The organism is Streptomyces albidoflavus, from assembly GCF_000719955.1.
GTDB classification, from domain to species: Bacteria; Actinomycetota; Actinomycetes; order Streptomycetales; family Streptomycetaceae; genus Streptomyces; species Streptomyces albidoflavus.
This window is the reverse complement of sequence record NZ_JOII01000008.1, coordinates 172,498-196,212: the sequence shown is the minus strand read 5'-3', so window position 1 is coordinate 196,212 and position 23,715 is coordinate 172,498. Positions and strand designations below refer to the sequence as shown.

Below are 23,715 nucleotides of genomic sequence, written 5' to 3'. Positions count from 1 at the left end.
CACCGGCGTCCTCTCGGCAGGGGTACAGGCATCCGATTCCCGTACGTCTGACCACCGTATGCCCGCTCGGCGCCGAGTCAGCGGTACGACGGCGCCGGGCCCGTGGCCGGGCCCGGCCGGATGCGGAACAGCCCCCGGGGAGCACCTTCCGGGGGCTGTCGGTCCCGTGGGTCCGGCCGTGCGGCCGGTGCCTCTCAGGCGTCGGTGCGGATGATCACGTCGAGGGTGCGGGGGCCGTGGACGCCCTCGACCCGCTCCAGCTCGATGTCGGAGGTGGCCGACGGGCCGCTGATCAGCGTGGTGGGCCGGTGCGGGGTGAGCCGGGCCAGCGCCTCGGGGACGCCGACCGCGACCGAGGAGAGGTCGACCACGCAGACGTGCAGGTCGGGGACGAGGGAGAGGGCGCGGCGGCCCTGGTCCGGTGCGCCGTCGAGGAAGATCGTGCCGGTCTCCGCGCAGCTCACCCGGGAGGCGGTGACCACGCCGTCGAGCTGGTCCAGGCCGGGCGCGGGGATGTCGGCGTGGTCCTCCTGGACGGTGCCGTCGAACCGGGCGAGCCAGTCGCGGTCGAGCCCCGCCGGGACGCCGATGTGCCGCGCGCCCCGGGTGGCGAGGACGCGGGCCACGGTGGCGGCGGTCTCGTCGGCGGCGCAGGTGTGCACCTCGGCCTTGTAGTCGACGAGGCGGTCGACGAAGAGGGCGAGCCGGTCGGCGTCGGGCAGGGTGCGGCCGGTGCGGTAGGCGCGCGGCACCTCGGCCGGAGGCTTGGGCGCCAGGGTCAGGGCGTCCCGGACGCGGCCGAGGACGGTCTCTCGTGCGTTCACCGCTGCTCCTCGCTGTCGTCGGTGGCGGGCGTGGCGGATTCGGCCCGCGACTCGGCGCCCTCGCGGGCGGCGGCGCCGAGGGTGGCGCGGCCCTCGTCGGAGGCGAACCAGTCGCGGAAGGTCTGCTTCGGCGGGGCGGCGAGGTCGCGGCTCTCGCTCCATCCGTCGAAGGGCGCGGGCAGGCGGGTGATCTTCTTGTCCCGCCCGGCGACGACCCGGCCGAGCCCGGCCGCCTTCTGCGCGGTGGTGTACAGCCCCGGCCGCGCCATCACGGCGGCCGCCGCCTTCATCGCCGCCTGCTCGACGGTCCGCCCGGACTGCTCGGTGTTCTGGTGGCGCAGCTCCACCAGGAGCGAGGGGATGTCGATCTTCACCGGGCAGGCGTCGAAGCAGGCCCCGCAGAGGCTGGAGGCGTACGGCAGGGAGCTGTTCGGGTCGTCCTTGGCGGCGTGCATACCGGCCAGCTGCGGGGTGAGGACGGCGCCGATCGGCCCGGGGTAGGTCGAGCCGTAGGCGTGGCCGCCGGCCCGTTCGTAGACCGGGCAGACGTTGAGGCAGGCGGAGCAGCGGATGCAGTTGAGCGCCTCGCGGCCGACGGAGTCGGCGAGGGCGGCGGTGCGTCCGTTGTCGAGCAGGACGAGGTGGAACTCCTGCGGCCCGTCGCCGGGGGTGACACCGGTCCACAGCGAGGTGTACGGGTTCATCCGCTCGCCGGTCGAGGAGCGCGGCAGCAGCTGGAAGAAGACCTCCAGGTCCTCGTAGCGCGGCAGGACCTTCTCGATGCCCATGACGGTGATCAGGGTCTCGGGCAGGGTCAGGCACATCCGGCCGTTGCCCTCGGACTCGACCACCGAGAGGGTGCCGGTCTCGGCGATGCCGAAGTTGGCACCGGAGATCGCGACCTTGGTGGTCATGAACTTCTCGCGCAGGTACGCGCGGGCGGCGGCGGCCAGTTCGGCGGGGACCGCGTTCAGCTCCGGGTCGACGCCGGGGATCTCCTTGAGGAAGATCTCGCGGATCTCGTCGCGGTTGCGGTGAATCGCCGGGACCAGGATGTGCGAGGGCTTGTCGTCGGCGAGCTGCACGATCAGCTCGGCCAGGTCGGTCTCGTACGCCCTGACGCCCTGGCTCTCCAGGTGCTCGTTGAGGCCGATCTCCTGGGTGGCCATCGACTTGACCTTGATGACCTCCTCGCTGCCGGTGGCGGCGACGAGCCGGGTGACAATGGCGTTGGCCTCGTCGGCGTCCCGGGCCCAGTGGACCGTGCCGCCGGCCTCGGTGACCTTGCGCTCCAGCTGTTCCAGCAGTTCGGGCAGGCGGTTCATGGTGTCGGTCTTGATGGCCGAGCCCGCGTCGCGCAGCGCTTCCCAGTCCGGCAGCTCGGCGGTGACGTTCAGCCGCTTGCCCCTGATGGTGTGGGTGGCCTTGCGGAGGTTCCGCCGCAGCTGGTCGTTGCGCAGCTCGTGGTGGGCGGCCTTCGGGAACTTCTCGTCGCCGCGCAGGTTCCCCGAGCCGTACGGGGAGCGGGGCGGGGCGGCGGGCATGCCGAGGAAGGTGCTGCTCATCGGGCGGCCTCCGTCAGGACGTGGGGCGCGGTACGGGTGCTGGCGAGGATCTGCGCGAGGTGGAGCGTACGGGTGCCGGCCTTGATGCGGGAGAGGCCGCCGCCGATGTGCATCAGGCAGGAGGAGTCGCCGGCGGTGCAGACGTCGGCGCCGGTGCCGGTGACGTGGGCCAGCTTGTCCTTCAGCATCGCCGAGGAGGTGTCGGCGTTCTTGAGCGCGAAGGTGCCGCCGAAGCCGCAGCAGGCGTCGGCCTCGGGCAGCTCCACCAGGTCGATGGCGTCCACGGCGCGCAGCAGCTTCAGCGGCTTGTCGCCGACCCGCAGCATCCGCAGGGAGTGGCAGGTGGGGTGGTAGGTGACCCGGTGCGGGAAGTAGGCGCCGACGTCGGTGACGTCCAGGACGTCGACGAGGAGTTCGGAGAGCTCGTACGTCTTCGCCTTCACCGTGGCCACGCCGGAGCGCAGCGCGGCGTCGCCGTACCGCTCGGCGATGATCTCGTGCTGGTGGCGGACCGAACCGGCGCAGGAGCCCGAGGGCATCACCACCGCTTCGATCGAGGCGTCCCCGAACTGCTCCGCGTAGTTGCGGACCAGCGGGACCGGTTCGCGCTGGTAACCGGTGTTGACGTGCATCTGGCCGCAGCAGGTCTGCCCCGGCGGGAAGACCACCTCGTGTCCCAGGCGGGCGAGCAGCACCGCGGTCGACTTCACCGCGTCGGGGTAGAGCGTGTCTCCCAGGCACGTGGCGAAGAGTCCGATACGCATGGGACGACCTCCACGATCGATATTTACGGTCAGACCATACTAGCGTCTGGCCTTACGGTACTGAAGAGACGTACAACAGTTTGGTCCGACCTTATTGACATGCGACATCTCCGGTGCGGTACTGAGTTGGATCGTTCAGCCACACGCGTCGCAGCAGCTCCAGAGGCGGGACCTCGGACCCTGGGCGCGGAACTCGATGAGGAGCACTCTCGTGGCCCCAGCACCACCGGCCGCTCTCGCCGCCACGTACACACCGGATTCGACTGCTGTCGGGGGCAGTCTGGCGGGCACGGCACTCCTGGGGCTCGTCCCCCTCGCCACCTTCTTCCTCCTGCTCATGTGGGCCAAGCGGTCCGCCCTCCAGTCGGCGGTCGGCGCGCTCGTCGTCGCCCTGCTGGTGGGCGTTCTGGGCATGGGGATGCCGGTGCAGCTCGGCCTCCTCTCCGCGAGCCAGGGCCTGGTCTTCGGACTCTTCCCCGTCATGCTGATCGTGGTCGCGGCGATCTGGTTCTACGAACTCACCGTCGTCAGCAACCGTTTCGAGGACCTGCGGCGCTCCTTCAGCGCGGTGGGCCGGGGTGACCTGCGCGTCCAGGCGATGCTGATCGCCTTCTGCTTCGGCGGGCTCCTGGAGGCGCTCGCCGGGTTCGGCGCGCCGGTCGCCATCACCGCCGCCATGCTGATGGCGCTCGGACTGCCGCCGCTGCGCGCCGCCGTCACCGTGCTGGTCGCCAACACCGCTCCCGTCGCCTTCGGCGCCATGGCCATCCCGATCACCACCGCGGGCAACCTCACCGGCATCCCGCCGGAGGAGATCGCCGCCGTCGTCGGCCGCCAGAGCCCCGTGCTCGCCCTCTTCGTCCCCCTGCTTCTGCTCTTCCTGGTGGACGGTACGCGCGGGCTGCGCCAGCTCTGGCCCATCGCCCTGGTCACCGGCGCCGTCTTCGCCGTCGCCCAGTTCTGGTGCTCCTCGCACTTCGCCTACGAGCTGACCGACGTGGTCGCCGCCCTGGCCGGCTTCGCCGCCGCCGTGCTGATGCTGCGCTTCTGGAAGCCGGCGACCCCCGAGGACCAGCGCTCGAAGGTCGAGGCCGAGCCGCTGACCCTGCGCCGCGTCAACCTCGCCGTCCTGCCGTACGTCCTGGTCATCGTCATCTTCGCGCTGGCCAAGCTGAACCTCGGCGGGCTGGACATGCCGAAGATCCTCGGCGTCTGGAACATCGAGCTCCAGTGGCCGGGCCTGTACGGCTCGCTGCTCGCCCCCGACGGGTCGCCCGCCGGAAGCGCCGTCTACAAGCTCGACGTGCTCGGCAACCCCGGCACGCTCCTCATCCTCTCCGGCCTCCTGGTCACGCTCGTCTACCGGTTCACCCGCGACGAGCGGTTCCCGATGACCGGGCGGATGGCGCTGGGCGCCGCCGGCCACACCCTCAACAACATGAAGGTGTCCATCGCGACCGTCGCCACCGTGCTCTCCATCAGCTACGTGATGAACCAGTCCGGGCAGACCGTCGCCATCGGGACCTGGCTCGCCGCCGCCGGCGGGATCTTCGCGCTGCTCTCGCCGAGCCTGGGCTGGCTGGGGACGGCCGTCACCGGGTCCGACACCTCGGCCAACGCGCTCTTCGCGACGCTTCAGCAGACCGCCGGACAGAAGGCGGGGATCGATCCGACGCTGCTGGTCGCGGCGAACACCTCCGGTGGGGTGGTGGGGAAGCTGGTCAGTCCGCAGAATCTGACGATTGCTGCCACTGCCGTCGAGCAGCCCGGCAGTGAGCGGGTGTTGCTGCGCAAGGTGGCCGGGTACAGCGTGGCGATGCTCGCCGTGCTCTGTGTCCTCGTGTACTTGCAGTCGCTGCCGGTGCTGTCCTGGATGCTGCCCTAGGCAGGGGTCGGCCCCCGGTTCGCCTGCGGCGGGCTGGGGGCTTTCGTCTGCGCGGGGGTGGGGACGGCTTTCCGCAGTCGTCGGGTGCGGTCACCGAGTGGCCTCAAACGCCGGCCGGGCTGGTTTTTGGCCTCAGTCGCCGGCCGGGCTGTTCTGGCCTCAGTCGCCGGACGGGCTGGGGTCGGTGTCCGGGACCAAGGTGCCGTGGAAGCCTCGGATGTGTTGTTCGGCGAGGTCTGCCGCGGCGGGGCCGTTGCCTTCTCTGACGAGGGTGAGGAGGGCGGTGTGTTCGGCGTTGAGGGCGGCGGCGGTGGCGGGCCAGTCCTCGGCGGCTTCGAGGGCCTCGAGGATGAGGGGGCGTACCGACTCGCGGACCGCCGAGGTGAGGGTGGAGGTCAGCTGGTTGCCGGAGCTGCGGGCGATCTGGACGTGGAAGCTGGTGTCCAGGTCGTTGAACTCGGGGACCGTGACGTCCGGTTCCTGCATGCGGCGCAGGGTCTCCTCGGCCTCGGCGAGGTCCTCGGCCGAGGCGTGGGTGGCGGCCGCCTCGAAGCTGGAGCGCTCCAGGACGACGCGGGCCTCCAGGACGTCGTGGAGGTTGTAGCTGCCGAGCGCCACGTGCAGGCGGAGGAGGCGGCCGAGCGCGTCGTCGGGGTTGCGCACGATGCGGGCACCGGCGTCGGGGCCGCGTCCGGCGTGGGCGACGAGGACGCCGATGGTCTCCAGGACCCGCAGCGCCTCGCGCAGGGCGGAGCGGCTGACGCCGAGGACGGGGGCGAGTTCGCGCTCGGGGGGCAGCCGGTCGCCGGCCTTGAGCTCGCCCGCGACCACCTGTTCCTCGATCCGCTCCAGTACCAGTTCATGCGTACGTGACTGGCGTACGGGGCGCCATTCGGCGGCCATGGCACCTCCCGGGGTCGCTGGGCCTCTCGCACCGAAACTATGTCACACCTTCGTTATGGTCCGACCACATGACAACGGCCCGCGCGAGGGGTACGCGCGGGCCGTCGTGCGGGGTGCGGGGTCAGGGGCGGTGGGTCAGGTCCAGGGCCGCGCGGACGACGCTCTCGGTGTCGATGCCGTGGTGGCGGTAGACCTCGTCCAGGGCGCCGGACTGGCCGAAGTGGGTCACGCCGAGGGGGGTGACCGGGGTGTTGTGGACCGTGCCGAGGAAGGCCAGCGTGTGCGGGTGGCCGTCGAGGAGGGTGACCAGCGGGGCCGCCCGGTCGGCGGGGAACGCCTGGTCGAGGACCCACTGCAGGGCGTCGTCCAGCCCCCGGCGGGCCTGGGTGGCGCGGAAGAGCAGCCCCGGGCTGGTGACGCAGACGACGTCGGCGGCGACGCCGAGGGAGGCGAGGCGGTCGGCGGCGGCCAGCGCCTCGGGGACCATGGCGCCCATCGCGGCGAGGGTGACGTCCGGGGTGCCCTCGGCGCGGCGCAGGCCGTAGGCGCCGGCCACGGCCTGGCGGCGGCGGCGTTCGCGGGCGGCCGGGTCGGCAGGGACGGCGGCCAGGGACTGGTCGACCGGGCGGGTGGAGAGCCGCAGGTAGGCGGAGCCGCCGTCGGGCCGGCCGAGGAGGGAGAGGGCGGCGAGGACGCACCACTCGGCGTCCTGGGCGAAGGCCGGCTCCCAGGTGGTGCAGCCGGGCTGCTCCAGGCCGAGCGAGGGCGTGGTGATCGACTGGTGAGCGCCGCCCTCGGGGGCGAGGGTGACGCCGGAGGGGGTGCCGACCAGGAGCGACTGGCCGCCCGCGTAGATGCCGAACTGCCAGGGCTCCAGGGCGCGGTTGACGAACGGGTCGTACATGATGCCGATGGGGAGCAGGGGCTGGCCCCAGCGGCTCCAGGTGGCGCCGAGTTCGCCGAGGAGGCCGACGAGGTTGGTCTCGGCGATGCCGAGTTCCACGTGCTGGCCGGTGGGGTTCTCGCGCCAGTGCAGGATCGTCTCGGCGTCGTCGGCGAACCAGTCGACGCGCTCGGTCGGGGACCAGACGCCGACCTTGTTGAGCCAGCCGCCGAGGTTGGTGGAGGAGGAGACGTCGGGGCTGACGGTGACGACGCGGGCGGCGGCCTCGGGGGCGCTGCGGCTGAGGTCGAGCAGGGCGCGGCCGAACGCCTGCTGGGTGGTGCCGGTGCCGCCGGGGGTGCGGCCGAAGTCGGTGGGGACCGGCGGCGGGGCGATCCGTTCGACGGGCGGGCGGCGCAGTTCCTCGGCGCGCTCGGCGCAGAGCCGGGCGGCGGCGCCGTCGGGCAGCGGGCGCCAGGGGTCGTCCGGGTCGGCGCCGGTGCGGGTGGCGAGGTCGGCGAGCTGGTCGCGGGTGAGGAGCGAGGAGTGGTTCTGCGGGTGGCCCTCGCTGTGCAGGCCGCGCCCCTTGACGGTGTAGGCGAGGATCACGGTCGGGCGGGTGTCGTCGATCGCCGCGTAGGCGTCGAGGAGGGCGCCGAGGTCGTGGCCGCCGAGGTTGCGCACCGCGCTGTGCAGGGCGTCGTCGTCGAGGGTGGCGACGAGCCGTTCCAGGGGCTCGCGGGTGGAGCCGGTGCCGGGCAGGCGGTCCCGCAGCTCGGCGGGGGTGCAGCGCAGCAGGCGCTGGTACTCCGGGTTGCCCATGGTGTCCAGGCGGGTGCGCAGGGCCTCGCCGCCCGGGCGGGAGAAGAGCTCGGTGAGCTGCTCGCCGTACTTGAGGGTGAGGACCTGCCAGCCGGCCGCCTCGAACATGCCGGCGAGGCGTTCGGCGGAGAGGGCGGGGACGACGCGGTCCAGGGACTGGCGGTTGAGGTCGACGATCCAGACGACCTCGCCGAGCCCGGCGACCATCGGGTCCTGGACCGCCTCCCAGCAGGCGCCCTCGTCGAGTTCGGCGTCGCCGAGGAGGGCGTACTGGCGTCCGGTGCCGGCGCCGGGGAAGCGGCCCTCGACGTAGCGGCGGGCGAGGGCGCCCCAGATCGGGGCGGTGGCGCCGATGCCGACGGAGCCGGTGGAGTAGTCGACCGGGTCGGGGTCCTTGGTGCGGCTCGGGTAGCTCTGGAGGCCGCCGAAGGAGCGGAGGGTCGTGAGGGTCTCGGCGGGGAGTTCGCCGAGGAGGTGGTTGACGGCGTGCAGGGCCGGGGAGGCGTGCGGCTTGACCGAGACCCGGTCGTCGGCGGTCAGTTCGTGGAACCAGAGCGTCGTCATGATCGACACCATCGAGGCGCAGGAGGCCTGGTGGCCGCCGACCTTCAGTCCCGTGGGGTTCGGGCGGATACGGTTGGCGTGGTCGATGGTGGCGGCGGAGAGCCAGAGCACGCGCTGCTCGATCTCGCCGAGGGCGGTGAGCAGCTCCTGCCGGCCGGTACGCGGAGACGTCGTCGTGTCCGGGACCATCACAGAACCTCCGGGACGGGTGGCGCGGGTCCGGGGTCCGGCGGCGGGCTGGCTGCGGCCGGTCGCCGAGGCTGCGGGCACCAGGTTGTCGTTGTGGTTCGTCAGTAGACATTCCTCCTTCCGATTGCACAAGATACGACTCTCCGGTTGAGCAATCTGCTCAACCACAGGGTTCGGGGAGGTGAGTCGACTGAGCACGGTGAACCACGGTGGGGCGGTCGACGCGACGGACGCGCGCATCCTGCTGGCGCTCGACGAGGAACCACGGGCGACCGCGGTGGCGCTGACGGAGCGGCTGGGCCTGTCGCGCAACACGGTGCAGGCCCGCTGGAGCCGGCTGGAGCGGGACGGCGCGCTCGGCCCGTTCGCCCGGCGCGTGGACCCGGCGGCGCTGGGCTATCCGCTGACGGCCTTCGTGACGATGCGCGTCGACCAGTTGCGGCTGACCGAGGTGGGGGCGGCACTCGGCGACATCCCCGAGGTGGTGGAGGTGTACGGGCTGAGCGGCGACATCGACCTGCTGGCCCGGGTGGTGGCGGCGGACGCGGACGACCTGTACCGGATCGCGGGCCGGCTGCACGCCGTGCCCGGGGTCGAGCGCAGCAGCACCTCGCTCGCCATGAACCAGCTGGTCCCCCACCGGCTGACCCCGCTCCTGGAGCGGGCCGCCGAGGGCACGGGAAGGCGGCGCGGATGAACCGGCGTACGCGCCTGGCGTGCGGCCTGGCCGCCCTGCCGCTACTGCTCGCCGGCTGCGGGACTTCCGGCTCCGGGGGCGAGCGGGCGGAACCCGCCGAGAGCGCGTCACCCGCGCGAAAGCCGAAGCCGCCGCCGCTCGACGCCGGCCTCGACTACCAGCTCGGCGGCGCCTACCGCCCCGACGACGACGTCCAGGTGGTGGTCCGCGACCACGGGGCGCGGCCGGCCCGGGGGCTCTACAACGTCTGTTACGTCAACGCCTTCCAGGCCCAGCCCGGCGCTCGCGGATGGCCCGAGGAACTGCTGCTGCGGGATTCGGGCGGGCGCGAGGTGATCGACGAGGACTGGGACGAGGTGCTGCTCGACCTCTCCACCGAGGAGCTGCGGCGGGCGGCGGCCGCCCGGGTGGGCCGCTGGATCGACGGCTGCGCGCAGCGGGGCTTCGACGCGGTCGAGCCCGACAACTACGACAGCTTCACCCGCTCGGACGGCCTGCTCGACGCGGCCGACGCCCAGGCGTACCTGGCGCTGCTGGTGGAGCGGGCGCACTCCCGGGGGCTCGCGGTGGCGCAGAAGAACACCGCGGAACTGGCGGCCGACCGGAAGCGGCTGGGGCTGGACTTCGCGGTGGCCGAGGAGTGCGGCCAGTACGAGGAGTGCGGGGTGTACGACCGGGCCTTCGACGGGCGCGTCCTGGTCGTGGAGTACACCGAGAAGGGGCTGGAGCGGGCCTGCGAGGCGGCGGACGGGCGGCTCTCGGTGGTCCTGCGCGACCGGGACGTGCTGCCGGAGGACGAGGAGGGGTACGTGCGGGGGGCCTGCTGAGGCAGGCGGGGGCGGGGAGCGGAGCCGACGGCTCCGGGCACCGGTACAGACCAATTCGGTGAATGGACCAGACCAATCGGCTCGGTCGTCGTATCGTCGCGTGCGGCGCGGCTCCGCCCGGTTCCCGCCAGGTGGCCGCGCCTGCCCGGAACTCCGCAACTCCCCCACACGCAAGGAGTGATGACCTCGTGTCGCGCAGAGCAACCCCCACCGTGGCCGCCGTCCTGGCCGCCGTCACCGGACTGGTGCTGACCCTGCTCACCGGACCCGCCGCCGCCCACGACCGGCACCGGCCGCACCACCCGCCGAAGCCCGCCTTCCCGGTGAGCGAGCGGCAGTTCGAGCGGATGTTCCCCGAGCGGGACCCGTTCTTCACCTACGAGGGGCTGCGCGAGGCCGCCGACGCCTTCCCCGCCTTCGCGCGGACCGGGAGCCCCGTGGTCCGCCGCCAGGAGGCCGCCGCCTTCCTCGCCAACGTCAGCCACGAGACCGGCGGGCTCTTCTACAAGGTCGCGCAGAACGAGGAGACGTACCCGATCTTCTGCGACACCACCCAGCCGTACGGCTGCCCGGCCGGGACCGACGCGTACTACGGGCGCGGCGCGATCATGCTGAGCTGGAACTTCAACTACAAGGCCGCCGGGGACCACCTCGGGCTCGACCTGCTGAACAACCCGTGGCTGGTCGAGGAGGACCCGGCGGTCGCCTGGATGACCGCGCTCTGGTACTGGAACACCCAGTCCGGCCCCGGCACCATGACCGGCCACGACGCGATGACCGGGCGCCACGGCTTCGGCGAGACCATCCGCAGCCTCAACGGCAGCGCCGAGTGCGACGGCGGCAACCCCGCCCAGATGGAGCACCGGGTGGAGCTGTACAAGGAGTTCACCCGCGTCCTGCACACCCCGCGCGGGCGCGCCCTGACCTGCTGAACCGGGCCGTCACCCGGCCTCGACCAGCCGCACCCCGCTGACCAGATGCGGCGTGATGCGCACGGCGCTGTCCATGACCTGGCCGGGCAGCCGGGGCCAGGGCCGGAGCAGCCGGGCGTAACGGGCCAGGTCGGCGGGGTCGGTGACGGGCCGGCAGTAGCCGGTGACGACGACGCTCCAGCCGAGGTGGGTGACGGGGTCGAGGGCGTCGGCCTGGTAGGCGACGACCGCGCCGTGCGGGCGGGCCTGGCCGAGCAGGGCCGAGCTGTCGTGGGTGCGGACCACGATGTCGTCGCCGTCGAGCAGGTGGTTGACCGGCCGGACGGCCGGCAGCGCCCGCTGGGTGAAGACGACCCGGCCGAGCGAGACCTGGCCGAGCAGGGCCAGGGCCTCGGTGCGGCCCAGTTCGACGGTGTGGCGTTCCTGCCGGGCGGGCGGGGTGCGGTGATCGGTGCTGGTCATGGCGTGCCGTCCCTTCGTACGCCGCCGAGTCAAGCCCCGGCGGGCCGGCCCGCACCAGGGTCGAAAGGCCCTGGTGCGGGGCGGCCGGTCCCGGTTTCACTGCCTTCGCGTCCCCGCCGCCGCCTTCCGGGACCGCCGGACAGCACGGTTTTGGCCCGGTGGCGGGGACGCACCAGGGCGGGGCGCGGCGGCCCCGCAGACGACGGGAGGGCACGCGGTGATCGCGGTCGTGGGGCACACGGATCTGACCGAGGACGCGCAGGAGGCCGTGGGTCAGGCGCTCCGAAGGCGCCTGGAGCGGGCGCCGGAGGGTATGGGCGCCCTGGTGCGGGCGGCCCGGGGGCTGCCCCAGGCGTACGGCCGGGCGGCGCGGGAGGCGGGGCGGCCGCTGACCGTGGTGCTGCCCGCCGAGGGGAAGGTGCCGGCGCCGCTGCCCGCCGCCGACCGGGCCGCCGCCGGTGAACTCCTGCTCCTCGCCGAGCAGGTGCGGCTGCTCCCCTACGACCCCGCCGACCGTGACGCGGTGGTCGCCGCCGACGAACGGCTGGTGGGGGCCGCCGGGGCGCTCCTCGCCGTCTGGGACGGCTCCCCCACCGACGGGACGGACGCCACCGCCCACCTGGTCGCCTACGCCCGGGCCCGCGCGGTCCCGGTCGAGGTGGTCTGGCCCGCCGGGGCGGCCCGCACCGGCCGGGCTCCCCGGGCGGCGCGGCGCGGGCGGCCGGTCGGCACGCGCTGACCCGAGAGGCGGGACGTAAGGCCCTCCCGGGGCGGGACCTTCGGCCCTGCCGGGCAGGCGGCGCGGCGGTGTGCACTGCCGGTGCACCCGGTCGGGAGCGTCCCGCGCGGGCGTGCCCATACTGGGTGGTCCCGGGTGGCGGGGCGCGGGTTCCGCCACCGCCCTGCCGACCGAGCGAGCCCTTCGTGTCCGACACTTCCGCACCGTCCACGGCCAGCGAGCCCATCCGCGTCTTCATCCTCGACGACCACGAGGTGGTCCGGCGGGGCGTCCGCGACCTGTTGGAGGCCGAGGAGGGCATCGTCGTCGTCGGCGAGGCGTCCGACGCCCGTCAGGCGCTGGCCCGCGTCCCGGCCACCCGCCCGCAGGTCGCGGTGCTCGACGTACGGCTCGGTGACGACGCGGGCGGCGACCACGCCGGGATCGAGGTCTGCCGCGAACTGCGGGCCCGGATGCCGGAACTGGTCTGCCTGATGCTGACCTCCTTCGACGACGACGAAGCCCTCTTCGACGCGATCATGGCCGGTGCCTCGGGGTACGTCCTCAAGCAGATCAACGGCGCCGACCTGGTCTCCGCCGTCCGCACCGTCGCCTCCGGCACCTCGATGCTCGACCCGCGCACCACGGCCCGCGTGATGGCCCGCCTGCGCGGCGGCCCCGCCGATTCGCAGCCCGCCGAGCCGGAGCAGCCCTCGGTCCTCGACCGGCTCTCCCCGCGCGAGCGCGAGATCCTCGAACTCATCGGCGAGGGCCTGACCAACCGCGAGATAGCCGAACGCCTCTACCTGGCCGAGAAGACGGTCAAGAACCGCATCTCGGCGATCCTCTCCAAGCTCGGCGTGGGCCGCCGTATCCAGGCGGCGATGATCGCGGGGCGGCTGCGCGAGCGGTCCTCGTAAGGAGCTTCCGCCGCGCGGCCGCCCGGCTCCGGCGGTTCAGGCCCGCAGCGGTACCCGCCAGCGGACCCGGGTGCCGCCCGACGGGGAGTCGGTGAGGGTGAAGGTGCCGCGGTGGCTCTCGGCGCGGTGGCGCATGTTGGCGAGGCCGCCGGTGTGACGGGCGGGCCCGGCCGGGTCGATGCCCTTGCCGTCGTCGGTGACGGTGAGGGTCAGGGCGTCGTCGGTCGCGGTGACCGTGACGTCGATCCGGGTGGCGGCCGCGTGCCGGGCGGCGTTGGAGAGGGCCTCGGCGGCCACCGCGAGGAGCTGCTCGGCGAGGTCGTCGGGGACGGTGGTGTCGACCGGCCCGTCGATGCGCAGGGAGGGGCGGAAGCCGAGGGCGTGGGCGGCGGTCTGCGTCGTCTCGGCGAGGCGGCGGCGCAGCCCCGGGTGGCCGGGTTCGTCGGCGGCGCGCAGGTCGAAGATGGTGGAGCGGATGATGCGGATGGTGGTGTCCAGGTCGTCCACGGCGCGGCTGACGCGCTCGGCCGCCGCGGGCCGGTCGGCGATGGCGCGGGTGGTCGACTGGAGGGTCATGCCGGTGGCGAAGAGCCGCTGAATGGCCAGGTCGTGCAGGTCGCGGGCGATGCGGTCGCGGTCGTGGAGGACCACCAGCTCCTCCGACTCGGCGCGCCTGCGGGCCAGTTCGAGGGCGATGGCGGCCTGGTCGGCGAAGCCGGAGACCAGTTCCACATCGCTGTCGTCGAAGGAGGCGCGGCCCGCGATCCGGCCGAGCCGCAGCGCCCCCTGCCGTCCTGAGCCGACCTGGAGCGGGACGGCGACGACCGGCCCGATGGCCGGGTCCGGGCCGTCGGTCCCGGTGACCGGTATCGCGTCGAAGGGGTGGGCGCGCGGGTCGGTGCGGATGTCCGAGGTGGAGACCGGGCTGCCGGTGACGGCGGCCAGCCCCGCGAGGGAGCCCCGCTTCGGCACGGTGAGGCCGAGGATGCGCGAGGCGCCGTACCCCTCGGCCACGTCCACGGTCAGGGAACCGGCGGCGAGGTGGCCGCCGGGCTCCGGCTACGCGGGGGCGGCCTGCGGGGCGGGGCCGCCGTGGGCGACCGGGCAGACCCCGGCGGGGGCGGCGGGCGGCGCGGGCGCGGCACCGTCGGCGGCTTCCCCGGCGGCGGGGGCGTCGGCCGGCGTCCGGGCGGCCCCGCCGCGGGCCGGCTCCTCGTCGCCCGACGGCAGGAGGACGGCGGCGCTGTCGGCGCCGGCCACCGCCATGGCGCGTTCGGCGATGAGGTGCAGGACCTCGCTGGCGCCGGTGCCGGAGAGCAGGGAGCGGGTGATGTCGCCGAGGGCTTCCAGGCGGCGTTCGCGGCGGCGGCTCTCGTCGTACATCCGGGCGTTGTCGATGGCGACGCCCGCCGCGATGGAGAGGGTGGTGAGGACCGCCTCGTCGTCGGCGTCGAAGTCGCCGCCGCCCTGCTTCTCCGTCAGGTAGAGGTTGCCGAAGATCTTGTCGCGGACGCGCACGGGGACGCCGAGGAAGGTCCGCATCGGCGGGTGGTGGGCGGGGAAGCCGTAGCTGCGCGGGTGCTGGGAGAGGTCGGTGAGGCGCAAGGGCTCGGGGTGCTGGATGAGTTCGCCGAGGATGCCCCGGCCGCACGGGTAGGTGCCGATCCGGGCGGCGGTCTCCTCGTCCATGCCGACCGGCAGGAACTCGGAGAGGCTGCGGCCGTCGTCGATGATGCCGAGCGCGCCGTAGCGGGCACCGGTCAGCGTGACGGCGGCGCGGACGATGCCGTGCAGCACCTCGGGGAGTTCCAGTCCCCGGCCGAGCCCCATCACGGCGTCCAGCAGGCTGGTCATCCGGTCGGGGGTGCTGGGCTGCGGCCACCCGGCCACCGTGCTCGGCGCTGCTTCGGTCACTGTCGTTCCACCACTCCTCGCGTCCCGTCCCGGGGTCCTCGCGCCCCTGGCGCACGGCCCCCCGGCCCGCAGCAGAGCGTACGGCAGCACGGTGCGCGCCGGGGCGGCGCCCGGTGGGGCCGGGCGGCGGTCCGGCCGGTGCCGGGGGTCCCGGGCGGCGGGCGCGGGCGGGGCCGGGCGGCCCGAGCGGCGGGGGCCGGGCGGCCCTCGGTACGGGGAGCGCCGCCGCAGCAGCATGGTGCGGCCGGGAAGCGCCGGGGGTGACCACACCCCCTAGCACAGGGCACGCACGCATCCACCGCGCCCTTCCCGGACCAGAGACCGCGGCCGTGGTGTCCGGGCCCCGCCGCTGCGCGGGGCCCGGCGGCACGGGGGCGGCGCACGCACTTGCACGGCTGGAGGACAGGGTCCGGTGGACACGGTAGGGACGCGGGAGCGCGGGACGGCGGCGGACGGGGCGTCAGGGCCGGGGGCGCTGCCGGGGCGGCGCGCGGGCGCCGGGCGGGTCGTCGTCGACTGGCTGACGACCACCGACCACAAGAAGATCGGCACGCTCTACCTGGTGACGGCCTTCGTCTTCTTCCTGCTCGGCGGGGCGCTCGCCCTGGTGATGCGCGCGGAACTGGCGCGCCCGGGAACGCAGTTGATCTCCAACGAGCAGTTCAACCAGGCGTTCACCATGCACGGCTCGATCATGCTGCTGCTCTTCGCGATGCCGCTCTTCACCGGCTTCGCCAACTGGATCATGCCGCTCCAGATCGGCGCCCCCGATGTGGCGTTCCCCCGGCTGAACATGCTGGCCTACTGGCTCTTCCTCTTCGGCTCGCTGATCGCGGCGGCCGGCTTCCTCACCCCGCAGGGCGCGGCGAGCTTCGGCTGGTTCCTCTACGCGCCGCTCTCCGACGCGGTCCACTCGCCGAGCATCGGCTCCGACATGTGGATCATGGGGGTGGCGCTCTCCGGCTTCGGCTCGATCCTCGGCGCCGTCAACTTCATCACCACCATCATCTGCATGCGCGCCCCCGGCCTGACCATGTTCCGGCTGCCGATCTTCACCTGGAACGTGCTGCTGACCGGCGTACTGATCCTGCTTGTCTTCCCGGTGCTGGCGGCGGCGCTGCTGGCGCTGGAGTGCGACCGGAAGTTCGGCTCGCACATCTTCGACGCGGCCAACGGCGGGGCGCTGCTGTGGCAGCACCTCTTCTGGTTCTTCGGCCATCCCGAGGTGTACGTCCTGGCGCTGCCGTTCTTCGGGATCGTCTCGGAGGTCATTCCGGTCTTCTCGCGGAAGCCGCTCTTCGGCTACATGGGGCTGGTCGGCGCCACCATCGCCATCGCGGGCCTGTCGGTGACGGTCTGGGCCCACCACATGTACACCACGGGCGGGGTGCTGCTGCCGTTCTTCTCCTTCATGACCTTCCTGATCGCGGTGCCGACCGGGGTGAAGTTCTTCAACTGGATCGGCACCATGTGGCGCGGCTCGCTGTCGTTCGAGACACCGATGCTGTGGACCACGGGCTTCCTGATGACCTTCCTCTTCGGCGGCCTGACCGGCGTCATCCTGGCCTCGCCGCCGCTGGACTTCCACACCTCGGACTCGTACTTCGTGGTGGCCCACTTCCACTACACGCTCTTCGGCACCGTGGTGTACGCGATGTTCGCCGGGTTCCACTTCTGGTGGCCGAAGTTCACCGGCAAGCTCCTCGACGAACGGCTCGGGAAGATCACCTTCTGGACGCTGACCGCCGGGTTCCACCTGACCTTCCTGGTCCAGCACTGGCTGGGGGCCGAGGGCATGCCGCGCCGGTACGCGGACTACCTGGCGGCCGACGGCTTCACCGCCCTCAACACCGTCTCGACCATCGGCTCGTTCCTGCTCGGCCTCTCCTTCCTGCCCTTCCTCTACAACGTCTGGCGCACCGCCCACTACGGCGAGAAGGTCACCGGAGACGACCCGTGGGGGTACGGGCGTTCGCTGGAGTGGGCCACCTCCTGCCCGCCGCCGCGCCACAACTTCCTCGCCCTGCCGCGCATCCGCAGCGAGTCCCCCGCCTTCGACCTCCACCACCCGGAGATCGCCGCACGCGAGAAGACCGACGCCCTCTGAGCCGGACGGCTCCCCTCCCCCCCCTCCCTGATCTGCCCCTCTGCGAGGTGACGCGCGATGTCCCACGGAGTGCTCGCCCTCGGCGGCGCCGCCCTGTGCCTGTCGGGTTCCGTCTGGTACGTGCCCGCCTGGGCCGACCTGCGGGCCGGACCCGACCGGCCCGCCTCCCGGCGGCTGGCCGCGACGGCGGTCCTGCTGCTGTGGGCCGGAGCCTCGGCCGCCACCGCCGCCCTCGCCTGGGCCGGGCCCCGGGCGGCGCTGGCCTGCGCGGTGGCCACCGGGCTCGGGGCGGGCGGGACCGCGCTCTCCGCCCGGGCACGGGCGGTCCGCGAACGCCGGGAGGCGGCGGCCGGGTGGGAGCTGCTGGGCGCCCCGGCCCCGGACCCCGCCCCGGCGCGGGCCCGGCGGGCGCTGCTCGGGTGGCTGCTCGCCGGGCTCGGCGCCGCCCTCGCGGCGGGGGTGGCGGCGCGCGGGGCCGGGGTGTGGCCCGCCGTCTCGGCGGCGGGGGCGGTGGCGCTGGCGGCCCTGGTGGCCGGCGGGGTGCGCGCGGGACTGCCGGGGCGGCGGACGGCCTCCGGGCAGGCTCGGGACCAAAGTCCCTACCGATGCTGAAAACGGTTGTCGTACCCTCGGGGGTATGGCACGCACCGACACACGCCCCGTGATCAAGCTCCGCTCCACGGCGGGGACCGGCTTCACCTACGTGACCACCAAGAGCCGCCGCAACGATCCCGACCGGATCACCCTGCGGAAGTTCGACCCGGTCGCCGGCCGCCACGTGGAGTTCCACGAGGAGCGCTGACCGACCCGCCCCCTCAGGCCCGCCCGCCCCACCGGCGTGCGGGCCTTCGTCATGCCGGGGCGCGGACGGGGCCCGCGCACGGCGCACGCGCGGGTGAATTTTGCAGGCTGTGCATTTTTGCGTAGAGTGCAGCGCGTGATGGAGTCAGGTGCCGCGCTCGGCCTCCGTGAGCGCAAGAAGAGGGCGACCCGTGCCGCCCTCGGCGAGGCGGCGGTCCGCCTCGCGGTCGAACACGGCGCCGAGAACGTCACCGTCGAGATGATCAGCGAAGCCGCCGGGGTCTCCCCACGGACCTTCTTCAACTACTTCGCCTCGCACGACGACGCCTTCGCGATGATCGACGCCGACCTCGGACCCCGGGTCACCCGCGCCGTTCTCGCGGCCCCCGCCGCGCTCTCCCCGCTGGAGGCGCTGCGCGCCGCGCTCGCCGCCGAGCTGGCGGACGTCGAGAGCCAGTCGGAGGTGTGGACCCTCCTCCCGGTCGTCCTGGAGCGCTCCCCCCGGCTCTTCGCCCGGGTCATGACGGCCCAGGCGGGCCAGGAACAGGAGCTGGCGCGGGCCATCGCGGTCCGGCTGGGCCGCGAGGTGCCCGAGGCCCCCGTGGACGTGTGCGGCGGGCAGGACACCGGGCTCTACGCCCAGCTGCTCGCGGGCGTCGCCGGCACGGCCGTACGGGTCTCGGTGGGGCACTGGTGCTCCCACCCCGAGACACCGTTCGCCGAGGTCTTCCACGAGGTCTTCGACCAGCTCGCGGCCGGCCTCACCGCCCCGCTCGCACCGGCCGGGGCCGGCCGGTGAGGCCGCCTCGCGCGCCCGCCGGCCGCGCCTGACCCGCCCCGCCTCCCTTCCCATCGCACTCCCGCCCACGGCGACGCCGCCACCGGCCGGAGTCCTACGGCGAGCCGCCCGTCCCCGTCAGGACGCCGGTCCCGCCACCCGCCGGACGGCTCGCCCCGCCCGGCGCCCGCCACTGCCCGTAGCACCCGTTGACCCGAGAAGGACACCGTGCAGAGTGCCAGCGAGACGGAGCCCGGCCACGCGCCGGGCCCGATGAACGACAAACAGATACTCCAGGCGATGTCCGGCCTGATGGCGGGCATGTTCGTCGCCATCCTCGCCGGAACGGTCGTCGCCAACGCCCTGCCGAGGATCATCGCCGACCTCGGCGCTTCGCAGTCCTCCTACACCTGGGTGGTCACCGCCGAGCTGCTCGCCATGACGGCCACCGTGCCGCTCTGGGGCAAGCTCTCCGACCTCTACAACCAGAAGATGCTGCTCCAGCTGTCGCTGAGCCTCTTCATCGTCGGCTCGCTCGTCGCGGGCCTCTCCCACGACGTGGGGCTGCTCATCTTCAGCCGCGTCGTCCAGGGCATCGGCGCGGGCGGTCTGACCGCGCTGGCGCAGGTCGTGATGGCGGCGATCATCCCGCCGCGCCGCCTCGGCAAGTACGCGGGCATCTTCGGTGCCGTCTTCGCCGTCGGCACCGTGGCGGGCCCGCTCATCGGCGGTGTCCTCGTCGACACCTCCTGGCTCGGCTGGCGCTGGTGCTTCTTCATCGGCGTGCCGTTCGCGCTGCTCGGCATCATCCTGCTCCAGCGCACGCTGAAGCTGCCCACGGTCCGCCGTGAGGTGACCATCGACTACCTCGGCGCCTTCCTCATCGTCGCCGGTGTCTGCGCCCTGCTGATCTGGACCTCGCTGGCCGGCAACTCCTTCGACTGGGCCTCCTGGCAGACCGCCGCGCTGACCCTGACCGGTGCCGCCCTGCTGCTGGCCGCCGTCTTCGTGGAGGCGCGCGCCAAGGACCCGGTCATCCCGCTGTCGATCTTCCGCAACCGCACCGTCACCCTCACCACGGTGGCGAGCCTCTTCGTCGGTGTGGCGATGTTCGCGGGCACCGTCTTCCTCTCGCAGTACTTCCAGATCGCCCTCGGCAAGTCTCCGACGGTGGCCGGCCTGATGAGCCTGCCGATGATCGGCGGTCTGCTGGTCTCCTCCACCGTCGCCGGGCAGCTGATCAGCCGCACCGGCAGGTGGAAGGGGTACCTGGTCGGAGGCGGCGTCACCATGACCGTCGGTCTGGCGCTGCTCTCCACCATCGGCGCCGACACCCACTTCGGGCTGCTCAGCCTCTACATGGCGATCCTCGGCATCGGCGTCGGCATGCTGATGCAGAACCTGGTGCTGGCCGCGCAGAACGACGTGCCCGCGCAGGACCTGGGCACCGCCACCTCGGTGCTGTCCTTCTTCCGCAGCCTCGGCGGCACCGTCGGCGTCAGCGTCCTCGGCGCGATCCTCGCCAACCGGGTCGCCAGCGAGATGACCAAGGGCCTCGGCGCCGCGGGCATCGCCCCGGAGGGCGGCGGCCACGCCGTGCCCGACATGACGCAGCTGCCGGACGCGCTGCGGCCCATCGTGGAGAACGCCTACGGGGTCGCCACGGGTGACCTGTTCCTGATCTCCGCGCCCTTCGCGGTGGTCGCGCTGATCGTCGTCCTCTTCATCAAGGAGAAGCCGCTGAAGACCACCAGCGGCATGGAGCGGCGCCTCGCCGAGGCGGAGGCCGAGGCCGGGGCCGAGTCCGGCGCCGGCGTCGAGTTCGCCAAGGACGGCCCCGGCGACGAGGGCACCGGCGGTGCCCCGGTCGCCGACAAGGAGCCCGCGGGCCGCTGACCCGCCCCCGCGACACGTACGGCACCCGGAGGCGGGGCCGCCCCCGGAAAGGAGGCGGCCCCGCCTTCGGGGGTGAAGGGCGGGGCCGCCTTGGAGGGCCCGGGGTCCGACCGCCTGAGGAGGGGGTGAGCGGTGGGGCCGGGCTGCTCGGGTCTCTGCTCTGGTGCCCGCTCAGCGGCGACGTATGCGGAAGGGCCGGATTCGTGTCGACGAATCCGGCCCTTTCCGTGTTCCCGGGGGCCCTGGGGCCGCCGCCGCTACGCCTCCGCGGGCTCCGGCTCGGCGGAGGCCGGGGCCTGGTAGCGCTCGTGCGGGACGACCATCGGGGTGCCGGTGCGCGGGTCGGGGGCGATGTCGCAGGCCAGGCCGAAGACCTTCTGGACCAGCTCGGCCGTCATGACCTCCTCGGGGGCGCCCTGCGCGTACACCTCGCCCCGGTCCATCACGACCAGGTGCGAGGCGAAGCGGGCGGCCTGGTTGAGGTCGTGGAGGACGGCGACGATGGTGCGGCCCTCCCGGTTCAGCTCGGCGCACAGCTCCAGCAGGTCGTACTGGTGGGCGATGTCCAGGAAGGTCGTCGGCTCGTCCAGGAGGAGCAGGTCGGTCTCCTGGGCCAGCACCATGGCGATCCAGGCCCGCTGGCGCTGGCCGCCGGAGAGCTGCCCGGCCTGCTCCTCGGCCAGCTCGGTCAGGCCGGTGCGGTCCAGGGCGAAGGCGATGGCCCGGTCGTCGTCGGGCGACCACTGGCGCAGCAGGGTGTGGTGCGGGTAGCGGCCCCGGCGGACCAGGTCGCGGACGGTGATGCCCTCGGGGGCGACCGGGCTCTGCGGCAGCAGGGCGACGTGCCGGGCGGCCTCCTTGCCCCGGTAGGCGTGCAGGTCGGTGCCGTGCAGGTGGAAGGTGCCCTGCTCCGGCTTGAGGATGCGGCCGTACCCCTTGAGCAGGGTGGACTTGCCGCAGCCGTTGGGGCCGATGATCACGGTGAGGCCGCCGTGCGGCAGGTCCAGGGTGACGTCGCGGACGACCGGCTCGCCGCCGTAGGAGAGGGTGACCCCGCGTGCGCCGAGCCCCTTCTCCGGCGGCGCGCCCACGCCGCCCGGGGAGGCCGGGGTGGGGGCCGCGGAGTTCTTCGCCGCTGTCTTCACAGGTTTCCCTTCCGCCATTCGCGGGTGAGCAGATAGCCGAGGTAGAGGCCGCCGATGGCCATGGTGTAGATGCCGACGGGCAGGTTGTCGAACCACGGCACCTGCTGGGCCGCGAGGTCGGCGAGGACCAGCAGCAGGGCGCCGGTGAGCGCGGAGAGGAACAGGTGCGGCCCGGTCCCCCGGGTCAGCCGGCGGGCGATCTGCGGCGCGGTCAGCGAGATGAAGGCGATCGGCCCGGCGACGCTGACCGCCCCGGCCGACAGCACGATGGAGAGCAGCACCGCCCAGGTCTTCGTGGAGCGGGGTTCGGCGCCGAGTCCGGCGGCCAGCTCGTCGCCCATCTCGCCCATCTCCAGGCGCCGGGAGACCAGCGCGGTGAGCGGGGCGGCGACCAGCAGGACCAGGCCGATGGTGACGGCGTGGTCCCAGGAGCGGGCGGCGAGGCTGCCGTTGATGTAGGCGGTCAGCGCGGTGGCGTTGTCCCGCTCGACGGCGTAGACGACGTACTGGGTGAAGGCGGTGGCCAGGGCGGCGACGCCGATGCCCGCGACGACCAGGCGGCCGGGGTTGCGGAAGCCGGTGCCGGTGGAGACGTAGACCACGGCCATGGCGAGGGCGGCGCCGAGCAGGGCGCCGAGCCAGACGGGGCTGCCGGGCAGGAAGAGGGCGAAGAAGGCGGCGCCCGCCCCGGCGCCGGAGGCGAGGCCGATGACGTCCGGGCTGCCGAGCGGGTTGCGGGTGACCGACTGGAAGAGGGCGCCCGAGAGGCCGAGGGCGGCTCCGGCGCCGATGCCGGTGACCAGACGGGGGCCGCGCAGCCGGCCCAGGACGAAGCGGTTCTTGCCCTCGGCGCTGCCGAAGACGGCGCCCGGGAGTTCGTCGAGCGGGATGCCGAGGCGGCCCAGGCTCAGCGTGGCGACGGCGCCCAGGACGGTGAGGACCAGCAGGACGAGGGCGACGACCACGGAGATCCGCCGCACCGGCAGGGCGAGTGCGGAGCCGATCCGCAGGTGGCCGCCGGTGCGGACGGGCGCGGCGGGGGCCGGGGCGGGGTGGTCCCGGAGCTGGGGGGTGGTCATGAGGTCCCCTTCATCCGGCGGACGGCGTAGAGCAGGGCGGGGGCGCCGAGGAAGGCGGTGACGACACCGACCATGAGTTCCTGCGGGCGCAGCACCAGCCGGCCGACGACGTCGGCGAGGAGGAGCAGCGCCGGGCCGAGCAGCGCGGAGAAGACCAGTTGCAGCCGGAAGTCGACGCCGACGACGGCGCGGACCACGTGCGGGACGGCGAGGCCGACGAAGGCGATCGGTCCGACGGCGGCGGTGGCGGCGGCCGACAGCACGGTGGCGGAGAGCAGCCCCGCGGCGCGGATCACGGCCGGGTTGGCGCCGAGCGAGGAGGCGGATTCGTCGCCCAGGGCGAGCGAGTTGAGGCCCGGGGCGAGCGGCAGCGCGACCAGCAGACCGGCGACGGCGAACGGCAGGACGGCCCAGAAGACCTCCATGTCCCGTCCGGCGAGCGCGCCGACCACCCAGTAGCGGTAGCTGTCGAAGACCTTCGGCAGGCTGAGGGTGACGGCCTGGATGTAGGCGTAGAGGACGGCGGAGAGCACCGCTCCGGCGAGGACGAGGCGGACCAGGCCGCCGCTGCGGGAGCCGGCCGCGCCGATGGCGTAGACCGCGACGCCGGCGAGGATCGCGCCGGGCAGCGCCCACCAGACCGTCTCGGCGCCGGAGGTGGCGCCGAGGAAGGCGGTGGCGGTGACGACGCTGGCGGAGGCTCCGGCGTTGATGCCGAGCATGCCGGGGTCGGCGAGCGGGTTGCGGCTGATGCCCTGCATGAGGGTGCCGGCGACGGCGAGGCAGACGCCGGCGAGGACCCCGAGGACGGTGCGGGGGTAGCGGCTCTCGATGACGCTGGTGACGTACGGGTCGCCGTGGCCCGCCAGGACGTCGAGGACGTCGCCGAGCGGGGTGGTGCGGCTGCCGAACATGACGCTGGCCGCCATCGCGAGAGCGAGGACGGCGACGCCGGCGAGGAGGGCGGAAACCCGCCGAGCGGTGCCGGCACGCGAGGTGCCGGCACCGCTCGGGCGAGCGACGGTGGTCGTGGCCATGAA

At 73.6% G+C, this 23,715-nt stretch carries 20 protein-coding genes and 1 pseudogene; 11 read left to right on the top strand and 10 right to left on the bottom strand.

Going from position 1 to position 23,715, the window contains the following annotated elements; genetic code table 11:
• Window positions 1-194 precede the first annotated feature (194 nt).
• Genes IF45_RS0112155 through IF45_RS0112145 form a run of 3 tightly spaced genes read right to left on the bottom strand, consistent with a single transcriptional unit; the run spans window position 195 to window position 3,153 of the window.
• Entirely contained in the window at window positions 195-824 is a 630-nt protein-coding gene (locus IF45_RS0112155; RefSeq protein ID WP_030307316.1) for a LutC/YkgG family protein, read from the bottom strand.
• Window positions 821-2,389 carry a LutB/LldF family L-lactate oxidation iron-sulfur protein gene (locus tag IF45_RS0112150; protein ID WP_018469517.1) on the bottom strand — a complete coding sequence of 523 codons (1,569 nt, stop codon included), beginning with the start codon at window positions 2,387-2,389 and terminating at the stop codon, window positions 821-823. The genes IF45_RS0112155 and IF45_RS0112150 overlap by 4 nt, the downstream gene beginning before the upstream one ends.
• Window positions 2,386-3,153, bottom strand: coding sequence for a (Fe-S)-binding protein (locus IF45_RS0112145; protein WP_010641385.1), 768 nt, complete (start codon window positions 3,151-3,153; stop codon window positions 2,386-2,388). Before IF45_RS0112145 ends, IF45_RS0112150 begins: the two co-directional genes overlap by 4 nt.
• 211 nt (window positions 3,154-3,364) lie before the next feature.
• On the opposite strand from IF45_RS0112145, the gene IF45_RS0112140 reads away from it, so the two are divergent.
• Window positions 3,365-5,038 carry an L-lactate permease gene (locus IF45_RS0112140; protein WP_010641387.1) on the top strand — a complete coding sequence of 558 codons (1,674 nt, stop codon included), beginning with the start codon at window positions 3,365-3,367 and terminating at the stop codon, window positions 5,036-5,038.
• 159 nt (window positions 5,039-5,197) lie between these two features.
• On the opposite strand, the gene IF45_RS0112135 is transcribed toward IF45_RS0112140, so the two are convergent.
• Both IF45_RS0112135 and IF45_RS0112130 read right to left on the bottom strand, forming a co-directional pair.
• A complete protein-coding gene (locus IF45_RS0112135; protein WP_003951509.1) occupies window positions 5,198-5,941 on the bottom strand; it encodes a FadR/GntR family transcriptional regulator in 744 nt (247 codons plus the stop codon).
• Window positions 5,942-6,062: 121 nt separating this feature from the next.
• Window positions 6,063-8,399: a thiamine pyrophosphate-binding protein gene (locus tag IF45_RS0112130; RefSeq protein WP_030307314.1), complete on the bottom strand. Its 2,337-nt coding sequence runs from the start codon at window positions 8,397-8,399 to the stop codon at window positions 6,063-6,065.
• A gap of 199 nt (window positions 8,400-8,598) precedes the next feature.
• Here IF45_RS0112130 and IF45_RS0112125 point away from each other — a divergent pair, with 199 nt between their 5' ends.
• From IF45_RS0112125 to IF45_RS0112115, 3 genes are all read left to right on the top strand, one after another.
• Complete coding sequence (locus tag IF45_RS0112125) at window positions 8,599-9,096, top strand: Lrp/AsnC family transcriptional regulator (RefSeq protein ID WP_010641391.1); 498 nt, start codon at window positions 8,599-8,601, stop codon at window positions 9,094-9,096.
• On the top strand, window positions 9,093-9,923 hold the full coding sequence (locus tag IF45_RS0112120) for an endo alpha-1,4 polygalactosaminidase (RefSeq protein ID WP_030307311.1): 831 nt from the start codon (window positions 9,093-9,095) through the stop codon (window positions 9,921-9,923). Before IF45_RS0112125 ends, IF45_RS0112120 begins: the two co-directional genes overlap by 4 nt.
• 212 nt (window positions 9,924-10,135) lie before the next feature.
• Window positions 10,136-10,855, top strand: coding sequence for a chitinase (locus tag IF45_RS0112115; RefSeq protein WP_030307309.1), 720 nt, complete (start codon window positions 10,136-10,138; stop codon window positions 10,853-10,855).
• Window positions 10,856-10,864: 9 nt separating this feature from the next.
• Here the strand turns inward: IF45_RS0112115 and IF45_RS0112110 are convergent, their stop codons facing one another.
• Window positions 10,865-11,317 (bottom strand): pyridoxamine 5'-phosphate oxidase family protein, encoded by a 453-nt coding sequence (locus IF45_RS0112110; protein ID WP_030307308.1) that lies wholly within the window; start codon window positions 11,315-11,317, stop codon window positions 10,865-10,867.
• Window positions 11,318-11,534: 217 nt separating this feature from the next.
• Here IF45_RS0112110 and IF45_RS0112105 point away from each other — a divergent pair, with 217 nt between their 5' ends.
• Both IF45_RS0112105 and IF45_RS0112100 read left to right on the top strand, forming a co-directional pair.
• Entirely contained in the window at window positions 11,535-12,056 is a 522-nt protein-coding gene (locus IF45_RS0112105; protein ID WP_030307306.1) for a hypothetical protein, read from the top strand.
• A 185-nt stretch (window positions 12,057-12,241) separates the two neighbouring features.
• Window positions 12,242-12,955 carry a response regulator transcription factor gene (locus IF45_RS0112100; RefSeq protein ID WP_003951502.1) on the top strand — a complete coding sequence of 238 codons (714 nt, stop codon included), beginning with the start codon at window positions 12,242-12,244 and terminating at the stop codon, window positions 12,953-12,955.
• A 36-nt stretch (window positions 12,956-12,991) separates the two neighbouring features.
• Here IF45_RS0112100 and IF45_RS31360 read toward each other — a convergent pair.
• A pseudogene (locus tag IF45_RS31360) lies at window positions 12,992-14,809 on the bottom strand (sensor histidine kinase).
• Between the two features lie 472 nt (window positions 14,810-15,281).
• Here IF45_RS31360 and ctaD point away from each other — a divergent pair.
• The 5 genes from ctaD to IF45_RS0112070 all read left to right on the top strand — a co-directional run bounded on the left by ctaD (window position 15,282) and on the right by IF45_RS0112070 (window position 20,451).
• On the top strand, window positions 15,282-16,976 hold the full coding sequence (gene ctaD / locus IF45_RS0112090; protein ID WP_030307304.1) for an aa3-type cytochrome oxidase subunit I: 1,695 nt from the start codon (window positions 15,282-15,284) through the stop codon (window positions 16,974-16,976).
• Window positions 16,977-17,033: 57 nt separating this feature from the next.
• Window positions 17,034-17,588, top strand: a complete 555-nt coding sequence (locus tag IF45_RS0112085; RefSeq protein WP_030307302.1) for a hypothetical protein — start codon at window positions 17,034-17,036, stop codon at window positions 17,586-17,588.
• A gap of 25 nt (window positions 17,589-17,613) precedes the next feature.
• The gene (rpmG, locus tag IF45_RS0112080) at window positions 17,614-17,778 is read left to right on the top strand and encodes a 50S ribosomal protein L33 (RefSeq protein WP_030307300.1); all 165 of its coding nucleotides are present in this window, start codon (window positions 17,614-17,616) and stop codon (window positions 17,776-17,778) included.
• A gap of 138 nt (window positions 17,779-17,916) precedes the next feature.
• A complete protein-coding gene (locus tag IF45_RS0112075; RefSeq protein ID WP_008413414.1) occupies window positions 17,917-18,576 on the top strand; it encodes a TetR/AcrR family transcriptional regulator in 660 nt (219 codons plus the stop codon).
• A gap of 252 nt (window positions 18,577-18,828) precedes the next feature.
• The gene (locus IF45_RS0112070; protein WP_051720690.1) at window positions 18,829-20,451 is read left to right on the top strand and encodes an MDR family MFS transporter; all 1,623 of its coding nucleotides are present in this window, start codon (window positions 18,829-18,831) and stop codon (window positions 20,449-20,451) included.
• A 257-nt stretch (window positions 20,452-20,708) separates the two neighbouring features.
• On the opposite strand, the gene IF45_RS0112065 is transcribed toward IF45_RS0112070, so the two are convergent.
• The 3 genes from IF45_RS0112065 to IF45_RS0112055 are packed head-to-tail and all read right to left on the bottom strand — an operon-like array spanning window position 20,709 to window position 23,712.
• Window positions 20,709-21,596, bottom strand: a complete 888-nt coding sequence (locus IF45_RS0112065; RefSeq protein ID WP_010641402.1) for an ABC transporter ATP-binding protein — start codon at window positions 21,594-21,596, stop codon at window positions 20,709-20,711.
• Window positions 21,593-22,675 carry a FecCD family ABC transporter permease gene (locus IF45_RS0112060; protein WP_030307296.1) on the bottom strand — a complete coding sequence of 361 codons (1,083 nt, stop codon included), beginning with the start codon at window positions 22,673-22,675 and terminating at the stop codon, window positions 21,593-21,595. Before IF45_RS0112060 ends, IF45_RS0112065 begins: the two co-directional genes overlap by 4 nt.
• Window positions 22,672-23,712: a FecCD family ABC transporter permease gene (locus tag IF45_RS0112055; protein ID WP_003951494.1), complete on the bottom strand. Its 1,041-nt coding sequence runs from the start codon at window positions 23,710-23,712 to the stop codon at window positions 22,672-22,674. The genes IF45_RS0112060 and IF45_RS0112055 overlap by 4 nt, the downstream gene beginning before the upstream one ends.
• Window positions 23,713-23,715 lie beyond the last annotated feature (3 nt).

Excerpts from the sequence above, each read along its gene's own strand:
- IF45_RS0112135 (WP_003951509.1), bottom strand. The coding sequence starts at position 5,941 with ATGGCCGCCGAATGGCGCCCCGTACGCCAGTCACGTACGCATGAACTG.
- IF45_RS0112145 (WP_010641385.1), bottom strand. The coding sequence starts at position 3,153 with ATGCGTATCGGACTCTTCGCCACGTGCCTGGGAGACACGCTCTACCCC.
- rpmG (WP_030307300.1), top strand. The coding sequence starts at position 17,614 with ATGGCACGCACCGACACACGCCCCGTGATCAAGCTCCGCTCCACGGCG.
- IF45_RS0112120 (WP_030307311.1), top strand. The coding sequence starts at position 9,093 with ATGAACCGGCGTACGCGCCTGGCGTGCGGCCTGGCCGCCCTGCCGCTA.
- IF45_RS0112055 (WP_003951494.1), bottom strand. The coding sequence starts at position 23,712 with ATGGCCACGACCACCGTCGCTCGCCCGAGCGGTGCCGGCACCTCGCGT.
- IF45_RS0112060 (WP_030307296.1), bottom strand. The coding sequence starts at position 22,675 with ATGACCACCCCCCAGCTCCGGGACCACCCCGCCCCGGCCCCCGCCGCG.
- IF45_RS0112150 (WP_018469517.1), bottom strand. The coding sequence starts at position 2,389 with ATGAGCAGCACCTTCCTCGGCATGCCCGCCGCCCCGCCCCGCTCCCCG.
- IF45_RS0112075 (WP_008413414.1), top strand. The coding sequence starts at position 17,917 with ATGGAGTCAGGTGCCGCGCTCGGCCTCCGTGAGCGCAAGAAGAGGGCG.
- IF45_RS0112130 (WP_030307314.1), bottom strand. The coding sequence starts at position 8,399 with ATGGTCCCGGACACGACGACGTCTCCGCGTACCGGCCGGCAGGAGCTG.
- IF45_RS0112085 (WP_030307302.1), top strand. The coding sequence starts at position 17,034 with ATGTCCCACGGAGTGCTCGCCCTCGGCGGCGCCGCCCTGTGCCTGTCG.
- IF45_RS0112110 (WP_030307308.1), bottom strand. The coding sequence starts at position 11,317 with ATGACCAGCACCGATCACCGCACCCCGCCCGCCCGGCAGGAACGCCAC.
- IF45_RS0112070 (WP_051720690.1), top strand. The coding sequence starts at position 18,829 with ATGAACGACAAACAGATACTCCAGGCGATGTCCGGCCTGATGGCGGGC.